At 68.1% G+C, this 20,916-nt stretch carries 17 protein-coding genes; 12 read left to right on the top strand and 5 right to left on the bottom strand.

All coding sequences use genetic code 11. From position 1 onward, the window contains the following. Nucleotides 1-18: 18 nt before the first annotated feature. From ACSQ3D_RS01630 to ACSQ3D_RS01620, 3 genes are read right to left on the bottom strand one after another with little or no spacing between them, the layout of a single operon-like run. Nucleotides 19-1,059 (bottom strand): DUF58 domain-containing protein, encoded by a 1,041-nt coding sequence (locus ACSQ3D_RS01630; protein ID WP_436125700.1) that lies wholly within the window; start codon nucleotides 1,057-1,059, stop codon nucleotides 19-21. A gap of 8 nt (nucleotides 1,060-1,067) precedes the next feature. Next, on the bottom strand, nucleotides 1,068-2,063 hold the full coding sequence (locus tag ACSQ3D_RS01625; RefSeq protein ID WP_056415915.1) for an AAA family ATPase: 996 nt from the start codon (nucleotides 2,061-2,063) through the stop codon (nucleotides 1,068-1,070). A 55-nt stretch (nucleotides 2,064-2,118) separates the two neighbouring features. Next, nucleotides 2,119-3,102, bottom strand: a complete 984-nt coding sequence (locus ACSQ3D_RS01620; protein ID WP_436125699.1) for a S1C family serine protease — start codon at nucleotides 3,100-3,102, stop codon at nucleotides 2,119-2,121. Nucleotides 3,103-3,244: 142 nt separating this feature from the next. Between ACSQ3D_RS01620 and ACSQ3D_RS01615 the strand changes: the two genes are divergently transcribed. The 9 genes from ACSQ3D_RS01615 (at nucleotide 3,245) to ACSQ3D_RS01575 (ending at nucleotide 14,079) form a co-directional block, all read left to right on the top strand. Then, nucleotides 3,245-4,069 carry a TatD family hydrolase gene (locus ACSQ3D_RS01615; RefSeq protein ID WP_436125698.1) on the top strand — a complete coding sequence of 275 codons (825 nt, stop codon included), beginning with the start codon at nucleotides 3,245-3,247 and terminating at the stop codon, nucleotides 4,067-4,069. A 304-nt stretch (nucleotides 4,070-4,373) separates the two neighbouring features. Then, nucleotides 4,374-4,946, top strand: coding sequence for a DNA-deoxyinosine glycosylase (locus ACSQ3D_RS01610; RefSeq protein WP_436125697.1), 573 nt, complete (start codon nucleotides 4,374-4,376; stop codon nucleotides 4,944-4,946). 5 nt (nucleotides 4,947-4,951) lie between these two features. Further along, nucleotides 4,952-5,716, top strand: a complete 765-nt coding sequence (locus tag ACSQ3D_RS01605) for a spermidine synthase (RefSeq protein ID WP_436125696.1) — start codon at nucleotides 4,952-4,954, stop codon at nucleotides 5,714-5,716. A gap of 94 nt (nucleotides 5,717-5,810) precedes the next feature. Continuing rightward, nucleotides 5,811-7,607 carry a GspE/PulE family protein gene (locus tag ACSQ3D_RS01600; RefSeq protein WP_396502993.1) on the top strand — a complete coding sequence of 599 codons (1,797 nt, stop codon included), beginning with the start codon at nucleotides 5,811-5,813 and terminating at the stop codon, nucleotides 7,605-7,607. Between the two features lie 155 nt (nucleotides 7,608-7,762). After that, nucleotides 7,763-8,251: a tripartite tricarboxylate transporter TctB family protein gene (locus ACSQ3D_RS01595; RefSeq protein WP_056161792.1), complete on the top strand. Its 489-nt coding sequence runs from the start codon at nucleotides 7,763-7,765 to the stop codon at nucleotides 8,249-8,251. A gap of 15 nt (nucleotides 8,252-8,266) precedes the next feature. Continuing rightward, on the top strand, nucleotides 8,267-9,778 hold the full coding sequence (locus ACSQ3D_RS01590; protein WP_056415933.1) for a tripartite tricarboxylate transporter permease: 1,512 nt from the start codon (nucleotides 8,267-8,269) through the stop codon (nucleotides 9,776-9,778). A 121-nt stretch (nucleotides 9,779-9,899) separates the two neighbouring features. After that, nucleotides 9,900-11,210 carry a DUF3422 family protein gene (locus ACSQ3D_RS01585; RefSeq protein WP_056415935.1) on the top strand — a complete coding sequence of 437 codons (1,311 nt, stop codon included), beginning with the start codon at nucleotides 9,900-9,902 and terminating at the stop codon, nucleotides 11,208-11,210. Nucleotides 11,211-11,465: 255 nt separating this feature from the next. Beyond that, on the top strand, nucleotides 11,466-13,088 hold the full coding sequence (locus ACSQ3D_RS01580) for a gamma-glutamyltransferase family protein (protein ID WP_436125695.1): 1,623 nt from the start codon (nucleotides 11,466-11,468) through the stop codon (nucleotides 13,086-13,088). 55 nt (nucleotides 13,089-13,143) lie between these two features. Beyond that, nucleotides 13,144-14,079 carry a DMT family transporter gene (locus ACSQ3D_RS01575; RefSeq protein WP_436125694.1) on the top strand — a complete coding sequence of 312 codons (936 nt, stop codon included), beginning with the start codon at nucleotides 13,144-13,146 and terminating at the stop codon, nucleotides 14,077-14,079. A 126-nt stretch (nucleotides 14,080-14,205) separates the two neighbouring features. On the opposite strand, the gene ACSQ3D_RS01570 is transcribed toward ACSQ3D_RS01575, so the two are convergent. Both ACSQ3D_RS01570 and ACSQ3D_RS01565 read right to left on the bottom strand, forming a co-directional pair. Beyond that, nucleotides 14,206-15,186: a M48 family metalloprotease gene (locus tag ACSQ3D_RS01570; protein WP_436125693.1), complete on the bottom strand. Its 981-nt coding sequence runs from the start codon at nucleotides 15,184-15,186 to the stop codon at nucleotides 14,206-14,208. An 11-nt stretch (nucleotides 15,187-15,197) separates the two neighbouring features. Next, the gene (locus ACSQ3D_RS01565) at nucleotides 15,198-15,809 is read right to left on the bottom strand and encodes an SH3 domain-containing protein (RefSeq protein ID WP_056416386.1); all 612 of its coding nucleotides are present in this window, start codon (nucleotides 15,807-15,809) and stop codon (nucleotides 15,198-15,200) included. Nucleotides 15,810-15,876: 67 nt separating this feature from the next. Here ACSQ3D_RS01565 and ACSQ3D_RS01560 point away from each other — a divergent pair, with 67 nt between their 5' ends. From ACSQ3D_RS01560 to ACSQ3D_RS01550, 3 genes are all read left to right on the top strand, one after another. After that, on the top strand, nucleotides 15,877-16,701 hold the full coding sequence (locus ACSQ3D_RS01560) for an SDR family oxidoreductase (protein ID WP_436125692.1): 825 nt from the start codon (nucleotides 15,877-15,879) through the stop codon (nucleotides 16,699-16,701). A 207-nt stretch (nucleotides 16,702-16,908) separates the two neighbouring features. After that, nucleotides 16,909-18,024, top strand: a complete 1,116-nt coding sequence (locus tag ACSQ3D_RS01555; protein WP_235503991.1) for a TRAP transporter substrate-binding protein — start codon at nucleotides 16,909-16,911, stop codon at nucleotides 18,022-18,024. A 91-nt stretch (nucleotides 18,025-18,115) separates the two neighbouring features. Beyond that, entirely contained in the window at nucleotides 18,116-20,848 is a 2,733-nt protein-coding gene (locus ACSQ3D_RS01550) for a bifunctional diguanylate cyclase/phosphodiesterase (protein ID WP_436125691.1), read from the top strand. Nucleotides 20,849-20,916: the final 68 nt, after the last annotated feature.

Genomic DNA, 20,916 nt, shown 5'->3' with positions numbered 1-20,916 from the left:
GGTGGCGTCGGGGTTGAATCAGGCGGCAGTGGGCAGTGCAGCGGCCCCCGCTGGCGACAGCGTCGATGATGCACCGCGCGGCGCCCGCACGCGCCGCTGGCGCATGTCCATGAAGCGCAGCAGCGCATCGACCAGATCGTCGTCGGTGGAGAGCTCCAGCGTGTCTGCACCGGCGCGCGCCAGGCCTTCGCGCAGCACTGCTTCGCGTTCGGCCGCCAGGCGTGCAAAGCGGCGGCGGAAGGCCGCATCGTGCGTGTCCACCTGCAGCTGTTCGCCGCTTTCGGCGTCGCGCAAGGTGATCAGGCCCACATCGGGCAGTTCCAGCTCCAGCGGGTCCAGCAGGCGCACGGCCACCACGTCGTGCCGCTGCGCGAGCTGGGCCAGCGGCTTTTCCCAGCCCGGCGCGCTGATGAAGTCGGAGACCACGAACACGGTGGAGCGGCGGCGCAGGTTGGCCAGGCCGGTGCGCAGCAGCCGGTGCAACTCGGTGGCGGCCCCGCCAGCCTTGGACGTGGTCCGTGCCTTGGCGTCGGGCGCGAGCAGCCGGTGCACCAGGTGCAGCACATGTGCGCGGCTGCTGCGTGGTGGCAGCACCGTGTCGACAGCGCGTTCGGCCTGGCCGCTGGCGCCGCCGTACAGCATGGCGCCCACACGGTTGCCGTGGCGAGTGAGCAGGCGCGACAGCACGGCCACGAAGCCGGTAAGGATGTCGCGCTTGGAGTGGCCTTCGGGGCCGAAGCTGATGGAGGGGCTCAGGTCCAGCAGAAACCAGGCGGTCATCTCGCGGTCTTCGGTGAACACGCGCACATGGGGCAGGTTCAGGCGGGCTGTGACGTTCCAGTCGATGTGGCGCACGTCGTCATGCGGCTGGTATTCGCGCAGGTCGGCCAGGTCCAGGCCGCTGCCGCGCATCAGGGTGCGGTAGTCGCCTTGCAGCAGGCCGTCGAGCCGGCGGATGACCTTCCACTCCAGCTCGCGCAGCAGGCGGTCGGCCTGGCCCGGCAAGGTCGGCAGCGCATGCACCGTTGCGGAAGAGGTGTCGGGCGGCGTTTTGGCCATGGCGGCGCTCAGGCTGCTTTTTGCTCGTGGTGCAGCGGGCGCGCAGGCGCCGGGATCTTGGCCATGATGCGCTGGATCAGCGCGTCGGCGTCGAGCCCTTCGGACAGCGCCTCATACGACAGCGCCACGCGGTGGCGCAGCACGTCTGCGGCCAGGTCGGTCATGTCTTCGGGCAGCACGTAGTTGCGGCCGCGCAGCATGGCCAGGGCCTGGGCGCCCTCGGCCAGGGCGATGGTGGCGCGGGGGCTGGCGCCGCAGCTGATGTAGCCGGCCAGGTCTTTCAGGCCGTGGCGGGCAGGCACGCGGGTGGCGGCCACCAGCTTCACCGCGTACTGCAGCATGGACGGGTCCACATACACGGTGCGGCATTCGGCCTGCAGCGCCGCCAGCTGGGCGGTGGTGGCCACGGGCAGCACCTGCACGGGCAGGTCCAGCGCGCGCTGGGCGATGACGAACTCTTCCTCCTCCGTCGGGTAGTCGAGCAGCACCTTCATCATGAAGCGGTCCACCTGCGCCTCGGGCAGGGCGTAGGTGCCTTCGGTCTCGATGGGGTTCTGCGTGGCCATCACCAGGAAGGGCTCCGGCACCTTGTGCGTCTCGCCGGCAATGGTGACCTGGCGCTCCTGCATCACCTCCAGCAGCGCGCTCTGCACCTTGGCGGGCGCGCGGTTGATTTCATCGGCCAGCAGCAGGTGGGTGAACACGGGCCCCAGTGCGGTGCTGAATTCGCCGGTCTTCTGGTTGTACATGCGCGTGCCCACCAGGTCGGCGGGCACCAGGTCGGGCGTGAACTGGATGCGCTTGAAGCTGCCCTGGATGGTGCTGGCCAGCGTCTTCACCGTGAGCGTCTTGGCCAGTCCCGGAACGCCTTCGACCAGCAGATGGCCCTGGGCGAGCATGGCCACCATCACGCGTTCGAGAAAGCGGTCCTGCCCGACTACCACGCGCTTGACTTCGTAGAGCACCTGCTCCATCAGGGTGGCGGTGTTCGCTGTGGATTCCATGGGTGTCCTTCCTTTGTCGGTGATCGATGGTGCGGAGAGTCGCCCAGCCCGCAGGCTAGAACGGCGGCATGCCCACGGCGGCAGCAGCGTTTTCGATGGGTACGGCAAAGCCGATGCCGATGAAGGTGCGCGCGGAGGTGGGGTTCAGGATGGCGGTCACGATGCCCACGACCTCGCCGTCGAGTGTGACGAGCGGCCCGCCGGAGTTGCCCGGATTGGCGGCGGCGTCGAACTGGATCAGGTTGCTCAGCTGGCGCTTGCCTTCGGGCGAGGTGAACTCGCGCCGGAGGCCCGACACCACGCCCGCCGAGGCCGACGGCCCGATGCCGAACGGGAAGCCCACGGCCACCACGTGGTCGCCCGGGCGCAGGTCCTGGGTGGAGCGCAGGGGCGCCGCTTCGAGGTCGTCCGGCACCTTGTGCGCCTGCAGCACGGCCAGGTCGTTCTCGGGCTGCGTGCCGGTGATGCTGGCCGTGGTCTCGAGGCCGTCGTGGAAGGTGATGGCAATGCGGTCGGCGCCTGCCACCACGTGCAGGTTGGTCAGGATGACGCCCTTGTCCACGATGACGACCCCTGTGCCCACACCGCGCTCGATCTCTTCCTTGCCGTTCTTGCTGCGGCTGTAGCCCGCCACACGCACCACCGACGGTGCAATGGCCTCCACCGCCCGCGCGTCAGCGGAGGGGGGCGTGGTGGTCTCCAGGGTGCGCAGCACGGCAGCGTCGATGTCTTCCTGCGTGACCTTGCGGGGGGCCGGGCGCTGGTGCAGCCACAGGCTGGCCACGAGCAGGGCGGACAGCAGCATGATCATGGCCCACAGGCTGCGCAGATGGCGCCGCGACAGCGCCACACCCGCTGACGGGGTGGCTGCGGTGGGGGAGTGCGGGCTGGCGGCAGGTGCGCCATCGCCCCCCTGCGACTGCGCGGCAGGCGCTGCGAAATCCGCTGGTGCAGCGGATCTGTCGGAGGGCGCCGCCGCGGCCCCGTCCAAAGGGCGGCGGGCCGGGCGGGAGCTGCTGTAGAGGGCGGGCCGAGGCATCCTGTCACCTTTTCTACTGCGCCGCAAAAAGGCGCATGGTTTCACGTTAGCACGTATCGCCGCCATATGCACATCCAAGGTTTCGTGCGCCGCCGGCTGGCCACCCAGCCGGGGGGCCGGCTCTTTGGGGCATCATGGCCGGATGACTGTCTGGATCGACACCCATTGCCACCTCGACGCCCCGGAATTCGACCCCGATCGCGACGCGGTCCGCCAGGCTGCCCGTGCACAGGGCGTGGGGCACTGCGTGATCCCGGCGGTGGAGCGCAGCAACTGGGCCACCGTGCGGCAGCTTGCGCACCAGCATGGGGACAGCTACGCGCTGGGCATCCACCCGCTGTACACCGGCCGCGCGGACGACGGCGACCTGGACCGGCTGGCCGCTGAACTGGAGGAGCACCACGCAGACCCGCGCCTGGTGGCCATCGGCGAGATCGGCCTGGATTACTTCGTGAGCGGGCTGGACCCCGTACGGCAGGAGCGCTTTTGCCGCGCGCAACTGCAACTGGCGCGCCGATTCGACCTGCCGGTGATCTTGCACGTGCGCCGCTCGGCCGACAAGCTCCTCAAGGGCCTGCGCGAGCTGCCAGTGCGCGGCGGCATCGCGCATGCGTTCAATGGCAGCCAGCAGCAGGCCGAGGCGTTCATTGCCATGGGGTTCAAGCTGGGCTTCGGGGGCGCCATGACCTACGACCGCGCCCTGCAACTGCGCCGCCTGGCTACCGAGTTGCCCGAGGACGTGCTGGTGCTGGAGACCGATGCACCGGACATCCAGCCGCACTGGCTCTACACCACCTCGGCGCAGCGCGCGCAAGGCCAGCCCCAGGGCCGCAATGCCCCGGACGAGCTGCCGCGCATTGCCGAGGTGCTGGCGCAACTGCGGGGCCAGCCGGCGCAGGCGCTGGCAGCGGCCACCACGCGCAATGCCCGCGCGGCGCTGCCCCGGCTGGCGGCGCTGGTGCCCTAGGGAACCTCTGCACGAATCACCGCGCCGTGGGCATCTGCGGTCTCGGGCGGTCTGCGGCGTTGCAAGTACTCGCAATAGCTACGGATATGGCTGCGTTTTGCGCCTTGCACTCCATCCCTATCTGCAGCGCATACTTGGCAGCTCGATTCGTGCAGAGGTTCCCTAGCGCCTGCGTGGGCGCCCGGTGCAGGGCCTGAAATGAGGAGCCATTTGGGAGTTTTGCGCAGTGTGGTGCACGGTTTACAGCTATCTTTTTTTACAGGCCTGCCCGGGCCCCTGCGCGGTTTAGGTCCAGAATCGGCCCATGCCTGACGTCCAAGCGCCGCACCCCGCGCCCACCTCTGCCACCCCCCGGTGGCAGGGCCTGCCGCCCGTGGCGTCTGCAGAAACCGTGGTGCTGGTACTGGGCAGCTTTCCAGGCGCGGCCTCGCTGCGGCTGCGCCAGTACTACGCCCACCCGCAAAACCACTTCTGGAAGATCCTGCAGGCGCTGTGGCCCCAGCACCCGCTGCCGCCTGCAGGGGCGGACCACTATGCGCAGCGCTGCGACTGGCTGCTGGCGCGGCGGCTGGGGCTGTGGGACGTGTACGAAAGCTGCGAGCGCGAGGGCAGCCTGGACACCGCCATCCGCAACGCCCGCGTCAACGACTTCGCGCGCCTGCACGGCCAGTGCCCCCGCCTGGCTGCGCTGGCCCACAACGGCGCGGAGAGCTTTCGGCACGCGCCCGCGGCGCTGGCCAGCCTGGAATCGGCGCACCCGACGCGGATAGACGCGGTGCGGCTGCCGTCGACCAGCCCCGCCAACGCCTCCTGGAGCTTTGACCGTAAATTGGCGGCCTGGGGCGAACTGATGTCCGCCCACGTGCTGCTTGACTGACCTGAATGACCCGAAAAAAGAACACTCCCCTAGAACTGCCCGAAGTCAGCGTCTCCGACGACGGCGAGGTGCGGCACCTTCACCTGGGCACGCCCTGGATCCAGGGCTCCATGCGTGTGGCCGAGCCGTTCGTGCTGGAGCTGGAGTACGTGCAGCGCATGATGGCCTGGCTGTTGTTTGCCGACCCCGCGCAGGTCTCCAAGGGGCACGCCATGCAACTGGGCCTGGGGGCGGGCGCCATCACCAAGTTCTGCCACAAGAAGCTGCGCATCTGCAGCACCGCCATCGAGCTCAACCCGCAGGTGGTGGCGGTGTGCCGGCAGTGGTTCAAGCTGCCGCACGACGGCCCCAAGCTGCGCGTGGTGCTGGCCGATGCGGCCCAGGAAATCCGCAACCCGATGTGGCTGGGCACCGTGGATGCGCTGGCGGTGGACCTGTATGACCACGATGCGGCAGCGCCGGTGCTCGACAGTGCGGACTTCTATGCCGACTGCCGCGCGCTGCTGACGGATACTGGCAGCATGACCGTCAACCTGTTTGGCCGTGCCTCCAGCTACGACCGCAGCCTGCAGAGCATGGCGCAGGCCTTCGGCGAAGACGCGCTGTGGTCCTTCAAGCCCACGCGGGAGGGCAATACCGTGGTGCTGGCCCAGCGCACCCCGACGCGCCCCAAGCGCACCGAACTGGCGGCGCGGGCCGAGGCGATCCAGGCGCGCTGGGACCTGCCCACGGCGAAATGGCTGCGGGCTTTCAAGCCCGTGGCGGGCTGAAAGGCGCTGCATTCATGCAGGGCGTGGCAAGCGCAGACAGCGCAGATGGCCGCAGATGGCGCAGAGAACGTGTACGCACACTGAAAGGTCTCCGATGACGAAGGTTGCAGAAGTTTCCACCGAGCGCGCAGCAGCGGCGCCTTACGCCGGCCCGGTGGACTGGCGGCGCATGGTGCAGTGGTTGAGCGAAGACAAGGTCATCACCCGCGAGGAGGCCCAGCGCACCATCGCGCGCTGCTCGCAGGCCGAGAGCTCCCAGCATGCGCTGGTGCGCCTGGCCAATGTGGCGATGGAGCGCGCGTCGGACGGCAAGCCGCTGGACATCGAGGCGCTGTCCGAATACCTGGCCCGGCGGGCCGGGCTGCCCTACCTGCGGATCGACCCGCTCAAGGTGGATGTGGGCCGCGTGGCCGACACCATGAGCGCCACCTATGCCGAGCGCCACAAGGTGCTGCCGGTTCAGGTGACCTCCAAGGAAGTCGTGGTGGCCACCGCCGAGCCCTTCATCGACGACTGGGTCGCCGAGGTGGAGCGCCAGTCGCGGCGGTCGGTGCGCCGGGTGGTCGCCAATCCGGCCGACATCCACCGGTTCACGGCCGAGTTCTTTGCGCTGGCCAAGTCCGTGCGTGCAGCCCAGAAGGCCGGAGGGGCAGGGGGCGGCAGCAGCTTCGAGCAACTGGTCGAGCTGGGCAAGAGCAACAAGCAGCTCGATGCCAACGACCAGGGCGTGGTCAAGGTGGTGGACTGGCTCTGGCAGTACGCGTTCGACCAGCGCGCCAGCGACATCCACCTGGAGCCCCGCCGCGAGCAGGGCGTGATCCGCTTTCGCATCGATGGCGTGCTGCACCCCGTCTACCAGATGCCCATGGGCGTGCACAACGCCATGATCTCGCGCATCAAGCTGCTGGGCCGCATCGACGTGGTGGAAAAGCGCCGCCCGCAGGACGGCCGCATCAAGACGCGCAACCAGCGCGGCGACGAGGTGGAAATGCGCCTGTCGACGCTGCCCACCGCGTTCGGCGAGAAGATGGTGATGCGGATCTTCGACCCCGACAACGCGGTCAAGGACCTGGACGCACTGGGCTTTGCGCCGCACGACGCCCAGCGGTGGGAGGACCTGGTCAAGCGCCCGCACGGCATCATCCTGGTGACCGGGCCCACCGGCTCGGGCAAGACCACCACGCTGTACTCCACGCTCAAGCGCGTGGCCACCGAGGAAGTCAACGTGAGCACGGTGGAAGACCCGATCGAAATGATCGAGCCCAGCTTCAACCAGACGCAGGTGCAGCCGCAGCTCGACTTCAACTTCGCCGAAGGCCTGCGCGCGCTGATGCGCCAGGACCCGGACATCATCATGGTGGGTGAAATCCGCGACCTTGAAACGGCCGAAATGGCGGTGCAGGCGGCCCTCACCGGCCACCTGGTGTTCTCGACCTTGCACACCAACGACGCGCCATCGGCCATCACGCGGCTGATGGAGCTGGGCGTGCCGCCGTACCTGCTCAACGCCACCATCCTGGGGGTGCTCGCCCAGCGCCTGGTGCGCACGCTGTGCAAGCAGTGCAAGCAAAAAGACGATACGTCGGACCGCGAAGTGCTGATGGGTGCCGTCAAGCCCTGGAAGCTCAGCGGCGGCTACCAGCCCTACAAGCCCGTGGGCTGCGTGGACTGCCGGATGAGCGGTTTCCGCGGGCGCATGGGGCTGTACGAACTGCTCACGGTGAGCGAGGCATTGAAGGAAAAAATCAACCAGGCGCCCTCCATCGACATGCTGCGCCGCCAGGCCGTGCAGGACGGCATGCGCCCGCTGCGCCTGGCCGGTGCGCTGCGGGTGGCCGAGGGACTCACCACGCTCGAAGAGGTGCTCACCGCCACGCCTCCCCTGGAATAGCGGAGTAGCGGGCAGCCTGTCTCCCGGGCGACTGCCGGGCTGCCGCTGCCGTGGCGGCATGCAGTGCGTTACCGGATGTAGGTGGAATCCACATCCGCACGGGCCGCGCTTGCACTCACAATCGCGCAGTCAAGATTTCCGCCTAGGAGACAAATGTGAAAATCAAGAGTCAAAAAGACTTCTTTGCCGGCCTCATGTTCATGGGTATCGGTGTGGCGTTTGCGTGGGGAGCCACCACGTACAACGTCGGCAACGGCGCACGCATGGGCCCGGGCTACTTCCCGCTGCTGCTGGGGATCCTGCTGGCCCTCATCGGGTCTGCCATCACCTTCAAAGCCACCACGGTGGAGACGCAGGATGGCGACAAGATCGGCAAGTGGGCCTGGAAGCCGCTGTTCTTCATCCTCGCTGCCAACTTCGCCTTCGGCATCCTGCTCGGCGGCCTGCCCAGCCTGGGCATCCCGGCGATGGGCCTCATCGTGGGCATCTATGCGCTGACCTTCATCTCCAGCCTGGCTGGCAATGAGTTCAACGCCAAGGCTGTGTTCGTGCTGGCCACCGTGCTTGCCGTCGGCAGCTACGTGGCATTCGTCTGGGCGCTCAAGCTGCAGTTCCCTGTGTGGCCGAGTTTCATCACGGGTTGAGCAGGAGCACCGACCATGGATTTGATCAACAACCTCTCGCTGGGTTTTGGCGTGGCTTTCACGTTCCAGAACCTCATCTACTGCTTTGTCGGCTGCCTGCTGGGCACGCTGATCGGCGTGCTGCCTGGCATCGGCCCCGTGGCCACCATCGCCATGCTGCTGCCTGCCACCTACGCGCTGCCCCCCGTGGCCGCGCTGATCATGCTGGCCGGTATCTATTACGGCGCGCAATACGGTGGCTCCACCACCGCCATTCTGGTCAACCTGCCAGGTGAATCGTCCTCGGTGGTGACCGTGATCGACGGCTACCAGATGGCCCGAAAAGGCCGAGCGGGGCCGGCGCTGGCGGCGGCGGGCCTGGGCTCGTTCTTCGCTGGTTGCGTGGGCACGCTGATCCTGGCGGCCTTTGCGCCTCCGCTGACCGAAGTGGCCTTCAAGTTCGGCCCTGCCGAGTACTTCTCGCTGATGGTGCTGGGCCTGATCGGCGCCGTGGTGCTGGCCTCGGGTTCGCTGCTCAAGGCGGTGGCCATGATCGTGCTGGGCCTGCTGATGGGCCTGGTGGGTACCGACGTGAACTCGGGCGTGGCCCGTTTCAGCTTCGACATCCCTGAACTGACCGACGGTATCGGCTTCGTGACCATCGCCATGGGCGTGTTCGGCTACGGTGAAATCATCGCCAACCTGGCCCGTCCTGACGACGACCGCGAAGTCTTCACAGCCAAGGTGCATGGCCTGTTCCCGACGAAGGAAGACTTCAAGCGCATGATCCCCGCGGTGCTGCGTGGTACGGCCCTGGGTGCTGCCCTGGGTATCTTGCCCGGCGGTGGCGCACTGCTGGCGGCGTTCGCTGCCTACACGGTCGAGAAGAAGACCAAGCTCAAGCCCGGCGAAGTGCCGTTCGGCCAAGGCAACATCCGCGGCGTGGCGGCTCCCGAGTCGGCCAACAACGCAGGTTCGCAAACCTCGTTCATCCCGCTGCTGACGCTGGGCATTCCACCCAACGCCGTGATGGCGCTGATGGTGGGTGCGATGACGATCCACAACATCCAGCCTGGTCCCCAGGTGATGACCAGCAACCCGGAACTCTTCTGGGGTCTGATCGCTTCGATGTGGATCGGCAACGCCATGCTGGTAATCCTGAACCTGCCGCTGATCGGCATCTGGATCAAGCTGCTCACGGTGCCTTACCGCTGGCTGTACCCCTCCATCGTGCTGTTCTGCGCGGTGGGTGTGTACTCGACCAACAACAACACCTTCGACATCTGGATGGTCGGTATCTTCGGTCTGATCGGCTACATCTTCCACAAGCTGGGCACGGAGCCAGCACCCCTGCTGCTGGGCTTCATCCTGGGCCCGATGATGGAAGAAAACCTGCGCCGTGCGCTGCTGCTGTCGCGTGGCGACTGGAGCGTGTTCGTCACGCGACCGCTGTCTGCCGGCCTGCTGGCGGCTGCGGCCCTGCTGCTCATCATCGTGCTGCTGCCCGCCGTGAAGAACAAGCGCGAAGAAGCGTTCGTGGAAGACTGACCACCGCCTTTCTTCTCATCGACTCCACGACAACGGCACCTTCGGGTGCCGTTGTTTTTTGGCGAGCCGCCAACGAGGCGGGCGCTGCGGACCAGCACAATCGGGGCAGAGGTCCGCACGCATGTCCACACCACTGCACGTCACACAGCATCCCCACCGGGCCTTGCTGCACAACGAGATTCACGCCCGCCCGCCCGAGTCGATGACGGCGCCGCTGGCCATCGCGCACGTCGTGATGCTGGCCAACGCCGCCGGCCGCGAGGCCAGCCGTGCCCATGTGGCAGCCCTGCTGCGCGACCACCATCTGGCGCCGCCGGGGGAGCACACCACCCACCTGCGGATCGACCTGGGCGCCTACCGCCTGCGCTGGGAGATGCACACCGAATTCGTCTCCTGGACCTTCACCGTACCCACCCCCATCGACGCCTTTGGCGAGCGGGAGCCCGCCAGCGCCGCTGCTGCCGTCCCGCAGGACTGGCTGGCGGCACTGCCTGGGCAATGCCTGTGCAGCCTGAACCTGTGGGTGCTGCCCACGCACGCCTTCGGCTCGGGCTCGCTCGTCAAGCATGTGCTGCATGAAGACACCCTGGTGGCGTCGACCGTGGCCGATGGCCATGGCGAGGTGTATACCGACTTCGCCATCCATGCCGACGGCTTCTCGCGCATGGTGCTGCTGGCGGGCGGCATGACACCCCGCCGCCTGGGGCGCCTGGTGCAGCGCCTGCTGGAGATCGAGACCTACCGCATGGCCGCGCTGCTGGGCCTGCCCGCAGCCCGCGAGGCCGCCAGCGTGCTGGCCTTTGCCGAGCGCGAGTTGGCCGAACTGGCCGACGCCATCCGCACCGCCAACCGCGATGCGGAACCTGTGCTGCTCGACCGCCTGACCCGCCTGGCCGGGCAGGTAGAGAGCCAGTACGCCGCCACGCACTCGCGGTTTTCGGCGAGCAGCGCGTACTTCGAACTGCTGGACCGCCGCATCCAGGACATCGCCGAGTCTCGCCTGGCGGGCATGCAGACCATCCGCGAATTCATGGACCGGCGCCTCACGCCCGCACGCAGCACCTGCGAATGGGCCGCCCGCCGGCAGGACGCACTGTCGCAACGCGTCTCGCGCATGAGCAACCTGCTGCGCACCCGCGTGGAGATCGAGCAGCAGCAAAGCAGCCAGGCGCTGCTGACCACCATGAACCACCGGCAGGACCTGCAGCTCAAGATGCAGTCCACGGTGGAAGGCCTCTCGGTGGCCGCCATCACGTACTACATCGTCGGGCTGGTGAGCTACCTGGCCAAGGGCGCGCAGAAGCTGGGATGGCCGTTGTCTGCGGAGACCACCGCGGCGATTGCGATACCCCTGGTAGCGCTGGCGGTGTGGTGGTCGCTGCGCAGGCTGCACCACCGGATCTTCAAGAAGCACGGGGAGTCGGGGGCTTGATGGCCCGCTGGTGAACGGGCGCCCTCAGCCCGCAGCCGGCAATGGTGTGGTTTCAAGGCGGTCACGCTTTTGCCAACCGGTTCATGCATTCGCTACCGTTCAGGCTGCTTGTCGACGCGCGGATGCCGGCTTCGACAAGCTCAGCCCGAACGGTGGCAAGGATGTGAAAGCTGCGGGCTTCGTGCCTGCGCGCAGCGCGCGTGCCATGGCGGGCGCCGTTCAGCCCCGCCGGTCCCATCGGCCCATAATGTTCCGATGACCTTCAGCTACACCCCCTCCTATGCCAGCACCCGCTTGCCGGTGTTTGCGCGCAATGTCGTTTCCACCTCGCACCCGTTGGCGGCGCAGGCCGGGTTGCGGGTTCTGCAGCAGGGCGGCAACGCGGTCGATGCTGCCGTGGCGGCTGCCGCCGCCATGACGGTCTGCGAGCCGGTGAGCAACGGGATCGGCAGCGATGCGTTCTGCATTCTGTGGGACGGCCAGGCATTGCACGGGCTCAACGCGTCGGGGCGTGCGCCGGCGGCGTGGACGCCGGAGTACTTTCACCAGCGCTACGGTCAGGGCCAGGCAACGCCACCCACACGCGGCATGGATACCGTCACCGTGCCCGGTGCGGTCAGTGCCTGGGCGGCCTTGTCCGCGCGTTTTGGCAAGCTGCCTTTTGCCGACCTGATGGAGCCGGCCGCCGAGATCGCCGAGCGCGGCTACCTGGTGCCGGTGGTCGTGCAGCAGAAATGGGCGGCGGCGGTCGATGAGCTGCAGGCCCAGCCAGGCTTTGCGCAGAGCTTCATGCCCTGGGGCCGCGCGCCGCAGGTGGGAGAGCTGTTCCAGTTCCAGGCCGCGGCCCGCGCGCTGCGCGCTATTGGAGCGACACGCGGCCAGGCGTTCTACACCGGCGAGATCGCACAGGCCCTGGTCGCGTTCTCGCAGGCGCACGGCGGCAGCCACACGCTGGCGGACTTCGCCGCGCACCAGCCGGAGTGGGTCACGCCCATCGCACGCAACTACCGCGGCTACACGCTGCACGAGATTCCGCCCAACGGGCAGGGCATCGCGGCCCTGATCGCGCTGGGCATCCTCGACCAGTTCGACGTGGCCAGCCTGCCGGTGGACAGCGCCGCATCCCAGCACCTGCAGATCGAGGCGATGAAGCTCGCGTTCGCCGACGTGTACCGCTACGTGGCCGAGCCATCGTCGATGGAGGTGACGCCTGCGCAGATGCTCGATGACGCCTACCTCGCGTCCCGTGCCAGACTCATCGACATGAACAAGGCGCAGGATTTCGGTGCGGGCAACCCGGTCAAGGGCGGCACCATCTACCTCACGGCAGCGGACGAGAACGGCATGATGGTCAGCTTCATCCAGAGCAACTACATGGGCTTCGGGTCGGGCTGCGTCGAGCCCACGTTCGGCATCAGCCTGCAAAACCGCGGCCAGGCCTTCAGCACCGACCGCTCCGCCCGCAACCCGGCCAACCTGGTGGCGCCGGGCAAGCGGCCGTTCCACACCATCATCCCGGCCTTTCTTACCAAAGACGGCCAGCCCGTGATGAGCTATGGCGTGATGGGCGCCAACATGCAGCCCCAGGGCCACCTGCAGACGCTGGTGCGCATGCTCGACTACGGACAGAACCCGCAGACCGCGTGCGATGCGCCGCGCTGGCGCTTCAATGCGGGCCTGGGCATCAATGTGGAGCAGGACATGCCTGCTGCCACGGTACAGGGGCTCGAAGGCCTGGGGCACCGCCTGGAGGCGATGCAGGGGTCCTACCAGGACTTCGGCGCCGGCCAGTTCATCTGGCGCATGGGCGACCCCAAGGTGCACGGCTACGTGGCCGCCAGCGACCCGCGGCGCGATGGCCAGGCGGCCGGGTACTAGGCCGGTGGCGCCCGCTGTGCCCCCAGACCCCTTTGCTCAAGGATATGCATAAAAAGTGGCCCTACCGCGCTCTCCACACACGCCGATAGCTACTAAAAATGTAGCAGCGGGCTTCGCATTGGCGCTGCTCGGCTCGATCGCCTTCAGCGGCAAGGCCATCATCGTCAAGCTGGCCTACCGCTACGGGGTCGATGCGGTCACGCTCATCATGTACCGCATGCTGTTCGCGCTGCCCATCTTCGCCGTGATGGCCTGGTGGGCCAGCCGCGACAAGGCGCCGCTGACCCGCAAAGATTGGCTGGGTGTGCTGGGCCTGGGCTTCACCGGCTATTACCTGGCGAGTTTTCTCGACTTTGCCGGCCTGGCGTACATCAGCGCCAGCCTGGAGCGGCTCATCCTGTACCTCAACCCCACGCTGGTGATGATGCTGGGCTGGGCGCTGTACGGCCGCCGCATCCGGTGGGCGCAGGCGGTGGCCATGCTCATCAGCTACTGCGGCGTGGTGCTGGTGTTCGGGCTGGAGGCCAACCTGCAGGGCACGAACGTGGCCTGGGGCGCGCTGCTGGTGTTCCTGAGCGCTGCAAGCTACGCCATCTACCTGGTCTACAGCGGCGAGATGGTGCAGCGCCTGGGCTCGCTGCGGCTGGTGGGCCTGGCCACCACGGTGGCGTGCCTGTTGTGCCTGGTGCAGTTCGCTGCGCTGCGGCCGCTGAGCGCCGCGCTGGTGGCGCCCGAGGTGATCTGGCTGTCGGTGCTCAACGCCACGCTGTGCACCGCAGCCCCCGTGCTGATGGTGATGATGGCCATCGAGCGCATCGGCGCTGGCACGGCAGCCCAGGCGGGCCTGGTCGGACCCTTGTCCACCATCTTCATGGGCATCTGGATCCTGGGGGAGCCTTTCACCCTGTGGATCGCCGCGGGGACGGCGCTGGTGGTGGTGGGGATCTTCCTGTTCAGCCGTGCGGCGCGGCAGCCTGCGGCTGGCCGGTGAGCCGCGCGGGCAATCGTTTCACGGCAGGTGCTTCGTGCACAAGGGGCCGCACGCGGCCCCTGTTTGGTTGCGGCATCGCTGCGGCCGCGGGCGACCTCGGCCGACCCGAGGCCCGTCTGCCCTGCATCACGACGCTTTTTTCTTGGGCGGTGGCGCGGGTTTCCGTGCCGGCGTGGCGGCAGGTGCTGCGCTGGGCGCGGCAGCGGCTGCGGGCTTGGGGTGCACGCGCTGGGCCACGGTCATGGGGGCGGCGCCCGAGAAGCTTTCCAGGTTCTTGCCCATGGCCAGCTCCAGCTGCTCCAGGCGGGCCTGTGCTGGCGGGTGGGTCGCCAGGGCCAGCGTGAACATGGGGTTGTCGGGCGCGGCCGTCCGCAGCTGCTGCAGCACCGCCACCAGCCCGTACGGGTCGAAGCCCGCGCGGGTGGCCAGCGCCACGCCGGTGCGGTCGGCATCGTATTCGTCGGCCTGGTCCAGGCCGCGCGCGTACAGGTTGCGGCCCAGCGCCAGGAACTGCGAGGCCACCATGTTGCCCACGGCGTTCGTCTTGATCTGCGATGCCACCAACTGCGTGAACATGCCCGACTGCGCGGTCTTGCGCATCGCATGCAGATGGTGCTTGGCCGTCACGTGGGTGATTTCATGCGCCAGGATGCCGGCCAGCTCGGCTTCATCGGCGCACCGGTCGATGAGCCCCTTGGTCACGAAGACATAGCCGCCGGGCGCTGCGAAGGCGTTGTAGCCAGCATCGTCCAGCACCACGAAGGTCCAGGGCAGGTTGGGGCGCTCGGACTGCAGGCTGATCCAGCGGCCGAGCTGGTTCACGTAGCGCTGCAGCGCCATGTCCGGATGCAGCGGCTTGCTGCCCAGCAGCACGGCGGCCAGTTGCCGGCCGATCTCGATCTCGCGGGGCTCGTCGATGCTCTCGACCGAGCGGGTCAACAGGCTGACGAGGTCATCGCCTTTGCCCGCATTGCCACTGCCGGTCACGGCGCCCAGCAGCATGTTCATCACGTTCTGGCTCTGCCCGGTGGCGGGCACCAGGGCGAGCGCGGCCGCGGCACACGCCGCAGCCAGCCGCCGGTGGGTCAGTCGAAGGTTCGATGGCATGGCGGCACTCCTCAGTTGGGGCTGAAGTTGGGGTCCGACGGGTTGGACGATGAGCCCGTGGCCCCCGTGCCCGACGACGTGGGACGTGCAGGCGCAGCCAGCACGGGCACCGTGCGCGGCTGCAGCGATGCGCTGGAGGCGAATTGACGCGCCTGGTCTGCATTCACCCGCAGGGCCTCGGCCTGGGTGACGGCGGCGGGGTTGGGCTGCGCGTTGGCGATGTCTTCAGCGCCCAGGCCGCGGATGCCGACGGTGGAGGTGGCCGTGGTGCTGGAGCCGCTGTTGCCGCCGAACAGGGTGCCCACGCTGCGCAGGCCGCTGGTGGCGGCATTGTTGCTGGCCGCGGCGGAGCCCGATTGCGGGCCGAGATCGAACATGTGCACCCAGCCGGTCGCGCCCTGCGGGGTGCTGACCTTGGTCCACGCGCCCTTGCGCTCGGTGCCGCGCGTCACCACCGTGTTGGCGTCCAGCGGCGCCACGCTGGCGCCGGTGTCCGCCGGGGTGTCGCGCAACTGTGTGGCACGCTTGACCACGGCGGTTTCTTGCGCATGCGCAACGCCTGTCAAGCTCCATGCTGCCGATGCCAGCCACAGGGCAAGGGCTCCGCGGTACAGCCATTTCATGGTGGGGCCTTCCATTTATGATTTGCCGAGCGTTTTATGTGTATCAGTATGCAACTGGGAGATTGTTATGGATTTGGGTATTGCAGGCAAATGGGCGCTGGTGTGCGGCGCCAGCAAGGGCTTGGGCTACGGCAGCGCGCTGGCATTGGTGCAGGAGGGCGTGAACGTGGTCATCAACGCGCGCAACGCGGACGCCCTGGCGCAGGCTGCTACTCAATTGATAGCTGAAGGCGCCAGTGCAGCAAGCGCGAGCGGCAAGAAAGCCCCGCAAGTGATCGCCGTGGCGACGGACATCACCACCCCCGAGGGGCGCCAGGCCGTGTTCGCGGCGGCAGGCGGCCCCGGCCGGGACTTCGACATCGTGGTGACGAATGCCGGTGGACCCCCCACCGGCGACTTCCGCGACTGGAACCGCGACGCGTGGATCAAGGCGGTGGATGCCAACATGCTCACGCCCATCGAACTCATCCAGGCCACGGTGGACGGCATGGCCGCCCGCGGCTTCGGCCGCATCGTCAACATCACCTCGAGCGCGGTGAAGGCGCCCATCGACATCCTCGGGCTGTCCAACGGCGCGCGCAGCGGGCTCACAGGCTTCGTGGCGGGGGTCTCGCGCAGCAAGATCGCCGCGCGCGGCGTGACCATCAACAACCTGCTGCCGGGCAAGTTCGACACCGACCGGCTCGCGGCTACCGTGAATGCTGCCGCCACCAAGGCCGGCAAGAGCGTGGACGAATTGCGCACCGCGCAGCAGGCGCAGATCCCTGCCGGGCGCTACGGCACGGCGCAGGAGTTCGGCGCCATCTGCGCCTTCCTGTGCAGCCAGCAGGCAGGCTACATGACCGGCCAGAACGTGCTGGCCGATGGCGGTGCCTACCCCGGCACCTTCTGAGCGCAAACTTTACACAGCGCACTGCAGGCCCCTGTGCCGGCAGTGGGGCTTCTGCCGAGGCCAGGCGCCGCCAAGGATTGATATAAACAGGGTGGCTGCCGCCCCGGCGGGTTCGTGGGGCGGTACGTATTGTCCCCGTGGCTTTTTGCCGACAAACTTTTCGTCAGGTGGAAAAACTTGGTGAAGAATGGCGGCCTGTCACTTGCCATGCAATCAAGGCCTCTCCTGACCCATCGTCCTCGCCTTCGCACTGCGCTCACCAGTCTTGCACTGGCCGCGCTGTGCTGCCTGCCCCAGGCCGGCGCGCAAAGCGCCGCGCCTGCGGCGGAGAGCGCCGCCACACCCTACCGGCTGCGCATCGTGGGCGGGCTGGCAGGCATCAACCAGTACACGCGGCAGGAAGAGCCTTTCTGGAGCAAGGAGCTGTCGCGCCTGAGCGGCGGCAGGTTCGAGGCCGAGATCGTGCCGTTCGACCGCGCGGGCGTGCCCGGGGCCGAAATGCTGCGGCTGCTGCAGCTGGGCGTCGTGCCGTTCGGCACCACGCTGATGAGCTCCTTCACCGCCCAGTACCCCGAGTACACCGCGCCCGACCTGGCGGGGCTCAACCCCGACATCGCCACGCTCAAGTCCACGCTCAACGCCTTTCGCCCCTACCTTGAAAAGGCCCTGCGCGACCAGCATGGCGTGGAGGCGCTGGCCGTGTACGTCTACCCTGCGCAGGTGGTGTTCTGCAAGAAGCCGCTGCGCACACTGGCCGACCTGGCCGGCCGTCGCACACGCGTGTCGTCGTCCACGCAGGCCGACTTTGTCGGCGCGCTGGGCGGGGTGCCGGTGCTCACCGGCTTTGCGCAGATCATGCCCAGCCTGACGGCGGGCAACACCGAGTGCGCGATCACCGGCACCATGTCCGGCAACACGCTGGGCCTGCCCACGGTCACCTCGCATGTGCATGCGCTGCCCGTCACCTGGGGCCTGGCAATCTTCGGCGCCAACCAGGCCGCGTGGGAGGCCCTGCCGCCCGACCTGCGGGCGCTGCTGCGGCGCGAGCTGCCGCGGCTCGAAGCCGCGATCTGGGACGAGTCCGAGCGCGAGACCTTGAACGGCATGGCCTGCAACCGCGGTGCGCCCGCGTGCGTGGGTGGCCGCAAGGGCAGCATGGTGGTGGTACCCGTGTCGCCGCAGGACGAGCGCAGCCGGCAGGAGATCCTGGCCTCCACCGTGCTGCCGCGGTGGGTGCAGCGCTGCGGCGCGCGTTGCGCCCAGGTGTGGAACCAGACCATCGGCCCCGTGCGGGGCATGACGGCGGCGCCTGCAAAGCCATGACCCGCTGGCGCCCCCACGCAGCAACCGGCCAGACACCCCTGCCATGGGTGCGACAGGGATGTGCAGGCATCTGCGTCGGCGCACGTACTGAATGAGCGAGTCCACCACCCCGCTTCGCATCAGAGCCTTCGTATGGGCCGCAGTGGCGGTGTTCATGGGCGCCGTGGCGCTGGTGTCGGCCGCCCTGGTGTGGAACGCACGCCAGGTGGCGCTGGACGACAACGCGGCGCAGGCCACCCGTTTCGTCGCCGGGGCCGAGGCGGCGCTCAACCGGTCACTGCTCTCCGTCGATGTGCTGCTGGCGAGCCTGGACGAACTGCTGGGCCTGTCGGGCGCGATGAGCGACTGGATCGACCCGGACGCGGCCAGCCAGCGGCTGCGCAGCTCGGCCCGGCAGAACCTGATGGTGCGCTACGTGGCGCTGATGGATGCCCAGGGCAAGATCATCGCGTCGTCCGACGCGGCGGGCAGTGCGCTGGCGGTGCAGCTGCCCGTGGGCTTTCTGGAGTCGGTGCTCAAGCAGCCCGTCTCCACGCTCGTGATCAGCCCGCCGGTGGTGAGCTTTGCCACGGCCGAGCGCGTGCTGTACTTCGCGCGCCACCTGCGCATGGCCGACAGCGCCCGCGTGATCGCCATTGCCGAGCTGCCGGTGAGCGCGCTCAGCTCGGTGCTGGTCCAGGGCGTGGACATCAGCGGCCTGCAGGTCACGCTGGAGCGTGCCACCGGGCAACTGCTGCTGAGCGTGCCCCACCGCGAAGAGAACCTGCCGCCCACGCTGAGCCCGCCGCTGCAGATGCTGGCGGCCGAAGGCCCATCGTGGAGCGCCCCGGCCCGCCTGAGCGGCGAGCCCGCGTTCGTCGTCTACCGCCCCATCCTGTACCAGGACCTGCGCATTTCAGCCAGCGTGCCGCGCAGCGACGCGCTGGCAGGCTGGCGCCAGCAGCGCAATGCCATCGGCCTCACGGGCCTGCTGTTCGCCGCCATGATCCTGACCGCCGGCTGGCTGGCGCTGCGCTACCTGGACCGCCTGTCGCAGGCGCGCATGGCGATTGCGCAGTCCAAGGCCACGCTGGACCAGGCGCTCGAATCCATGGTGAGCGGCTTCCTGCTGCTCGACGCGCAGCACCGCGTGGTGCAGTGGAACAGCCGCTTCGAAGAGATCTTTCCGTGGATGCGCAACGTGATGGCGCCCACGGTGCCGTTTCGGCGCGTGATGGAGGAGACCTCCAAGCACCACATGCCGCGGGCCAGCGACGAAGAGCGCATGCGCTGGGTGGAGCTGCGCCTGCTCAAGCAGAACCAGCACCTGGAGCCGCACGAGCAGGTGCTGCCCAACGGGCGCACCATCCAGATCACCGAGCGCCCCACGCCCGAAGGCGGCCTGGTGATCACCTACCACGACGTGACGGCCCTGCGCCGCGCGAGTGCAGAGATCGAGAGCCTAGCGTTCTACGACCCGCTGACCAACCTGCCCAACCGCCGCCTGCTGATGGACCGCATGCAGCAGGTGATTGCCGCCAGCGTGCGCAGCGGCCAGTACGGTGCGCTGCTGTTCCTGGACCTGGACCACTTCAAGACGCTGAACGACACGCTGGGCCACGAAGTGGGCGACATGCTGCTGCGCCAGGTCGCCGAGCGCCTGAAGACCTGCGTGCGCCGCGAGGACACCGTGGCCCGGCTGGGCGGCGACGAGTTCGTGGTCATGCTGCACGAGCTGTCGCTGCACAGCGAAGAGGCGGCGGCCTATGCCCGCCGCGTGGGCCAGAAGATCCTGCGCAAGCTCAACGTGCCGTATTCGCTCAACGGGCACACCCACCACAGCACCCCCAGCATTGGCGCCACGCTGATGGGTGGCACGCTGCAGCCCTCGGTCGACCTGCTCAAGCAGGCCGACATCGCGATGTACCAGGTCAAGTCGCAGGGCCGCAATGCGCTGTGTTTCTTCGACCCCCAGATGCAGATCGCGATCAGCGTGCGCGCGCAGCTCGAAAGCGACCTGCAGCTGGCGCTGACGGGGCGCCAGTTCGTCTTGCATTACCAGCCCCAGTTCCACCTGGACGGCCGCATCGTCGGCGCCGAGGCGCTGATCCGCTGGCAGCACCCCGAGCGCGGTCTGGTCGCGCCGGGGGCCTTCATCAGCGTGGCCGAGGAGAGCGAACTCATCGTGCCCATGGGCCACTGGGTGCTGCGCACCGCGTGCGAGCAACTGGCACAGTGGCAGAACGACCCGCGCTTGCGGCATGTGCAGCTGTCGGTCAACGTGAGTGCGCGGCAGTTCCGCCAGCGCGACTTCGTGGCCCGCGTGGTCGAGGTGCTGCGCGAGACCGGTGCGCGGCCGCACCTGCTCAAGCTCGAGCTGACCGAGTCGCTGGTGCTCGACAACGTGGACGACACCATCGCCAAGATGGGCCTGCTCAAGACCAAGGGCGTGCGCTTTTCGGTGGACGACTTCGGCACGGGCTACTCGTCGCTGGCCTACCTCACGCGGCTGCCGCTCGACCAGCTCAAGATCGACCAGTCGTTCGTGCGCAACCTCGGGGTGCGGCACACCGACGACGTGATCGTGCAGACCATCATCGGCATGGCTCGCAACCTGGAGCTGGATGTGATCGCCGAAGGCGTGGAAACCCCGGAGCAGAAAGCCTTGCTGGCGGACTATGGCTGCCAGCTGTTCCAGGGCTACCTGCTGGGCATGCCCGGCCCGGTGGGCGATCTGGAGGCGCTGCTGCGCAGTGCGGCGGGCGATGTCCCTGCGGGGCCAGGCCAGGGCGCGTTGCCTGGCCCCGCGGATGAGAGCGTTGCATCGCCTGAAGGGCGCCCCTAGGACGGTTCAGCGGGCGCCTTGCTGCTGCAACAGCGACAGACAGCGACAGACAGCGGCAGGGCAAGAGC

Origin of the sequence: Acidovorax sp. LjRoot117, assembly GCF_964252695.1 — a bacterium.
GTDB lineage: Bacteria > Pseudomonadota > Gammaproteobacteria > Burkholderiales > Burkholderiaceae_C > Acidovorax.
The sequence above is the reverse complement of the archived record's forward strand: the minus strand, read 5'-3'. Positions and strand labels throughout refer to the sequence as shown.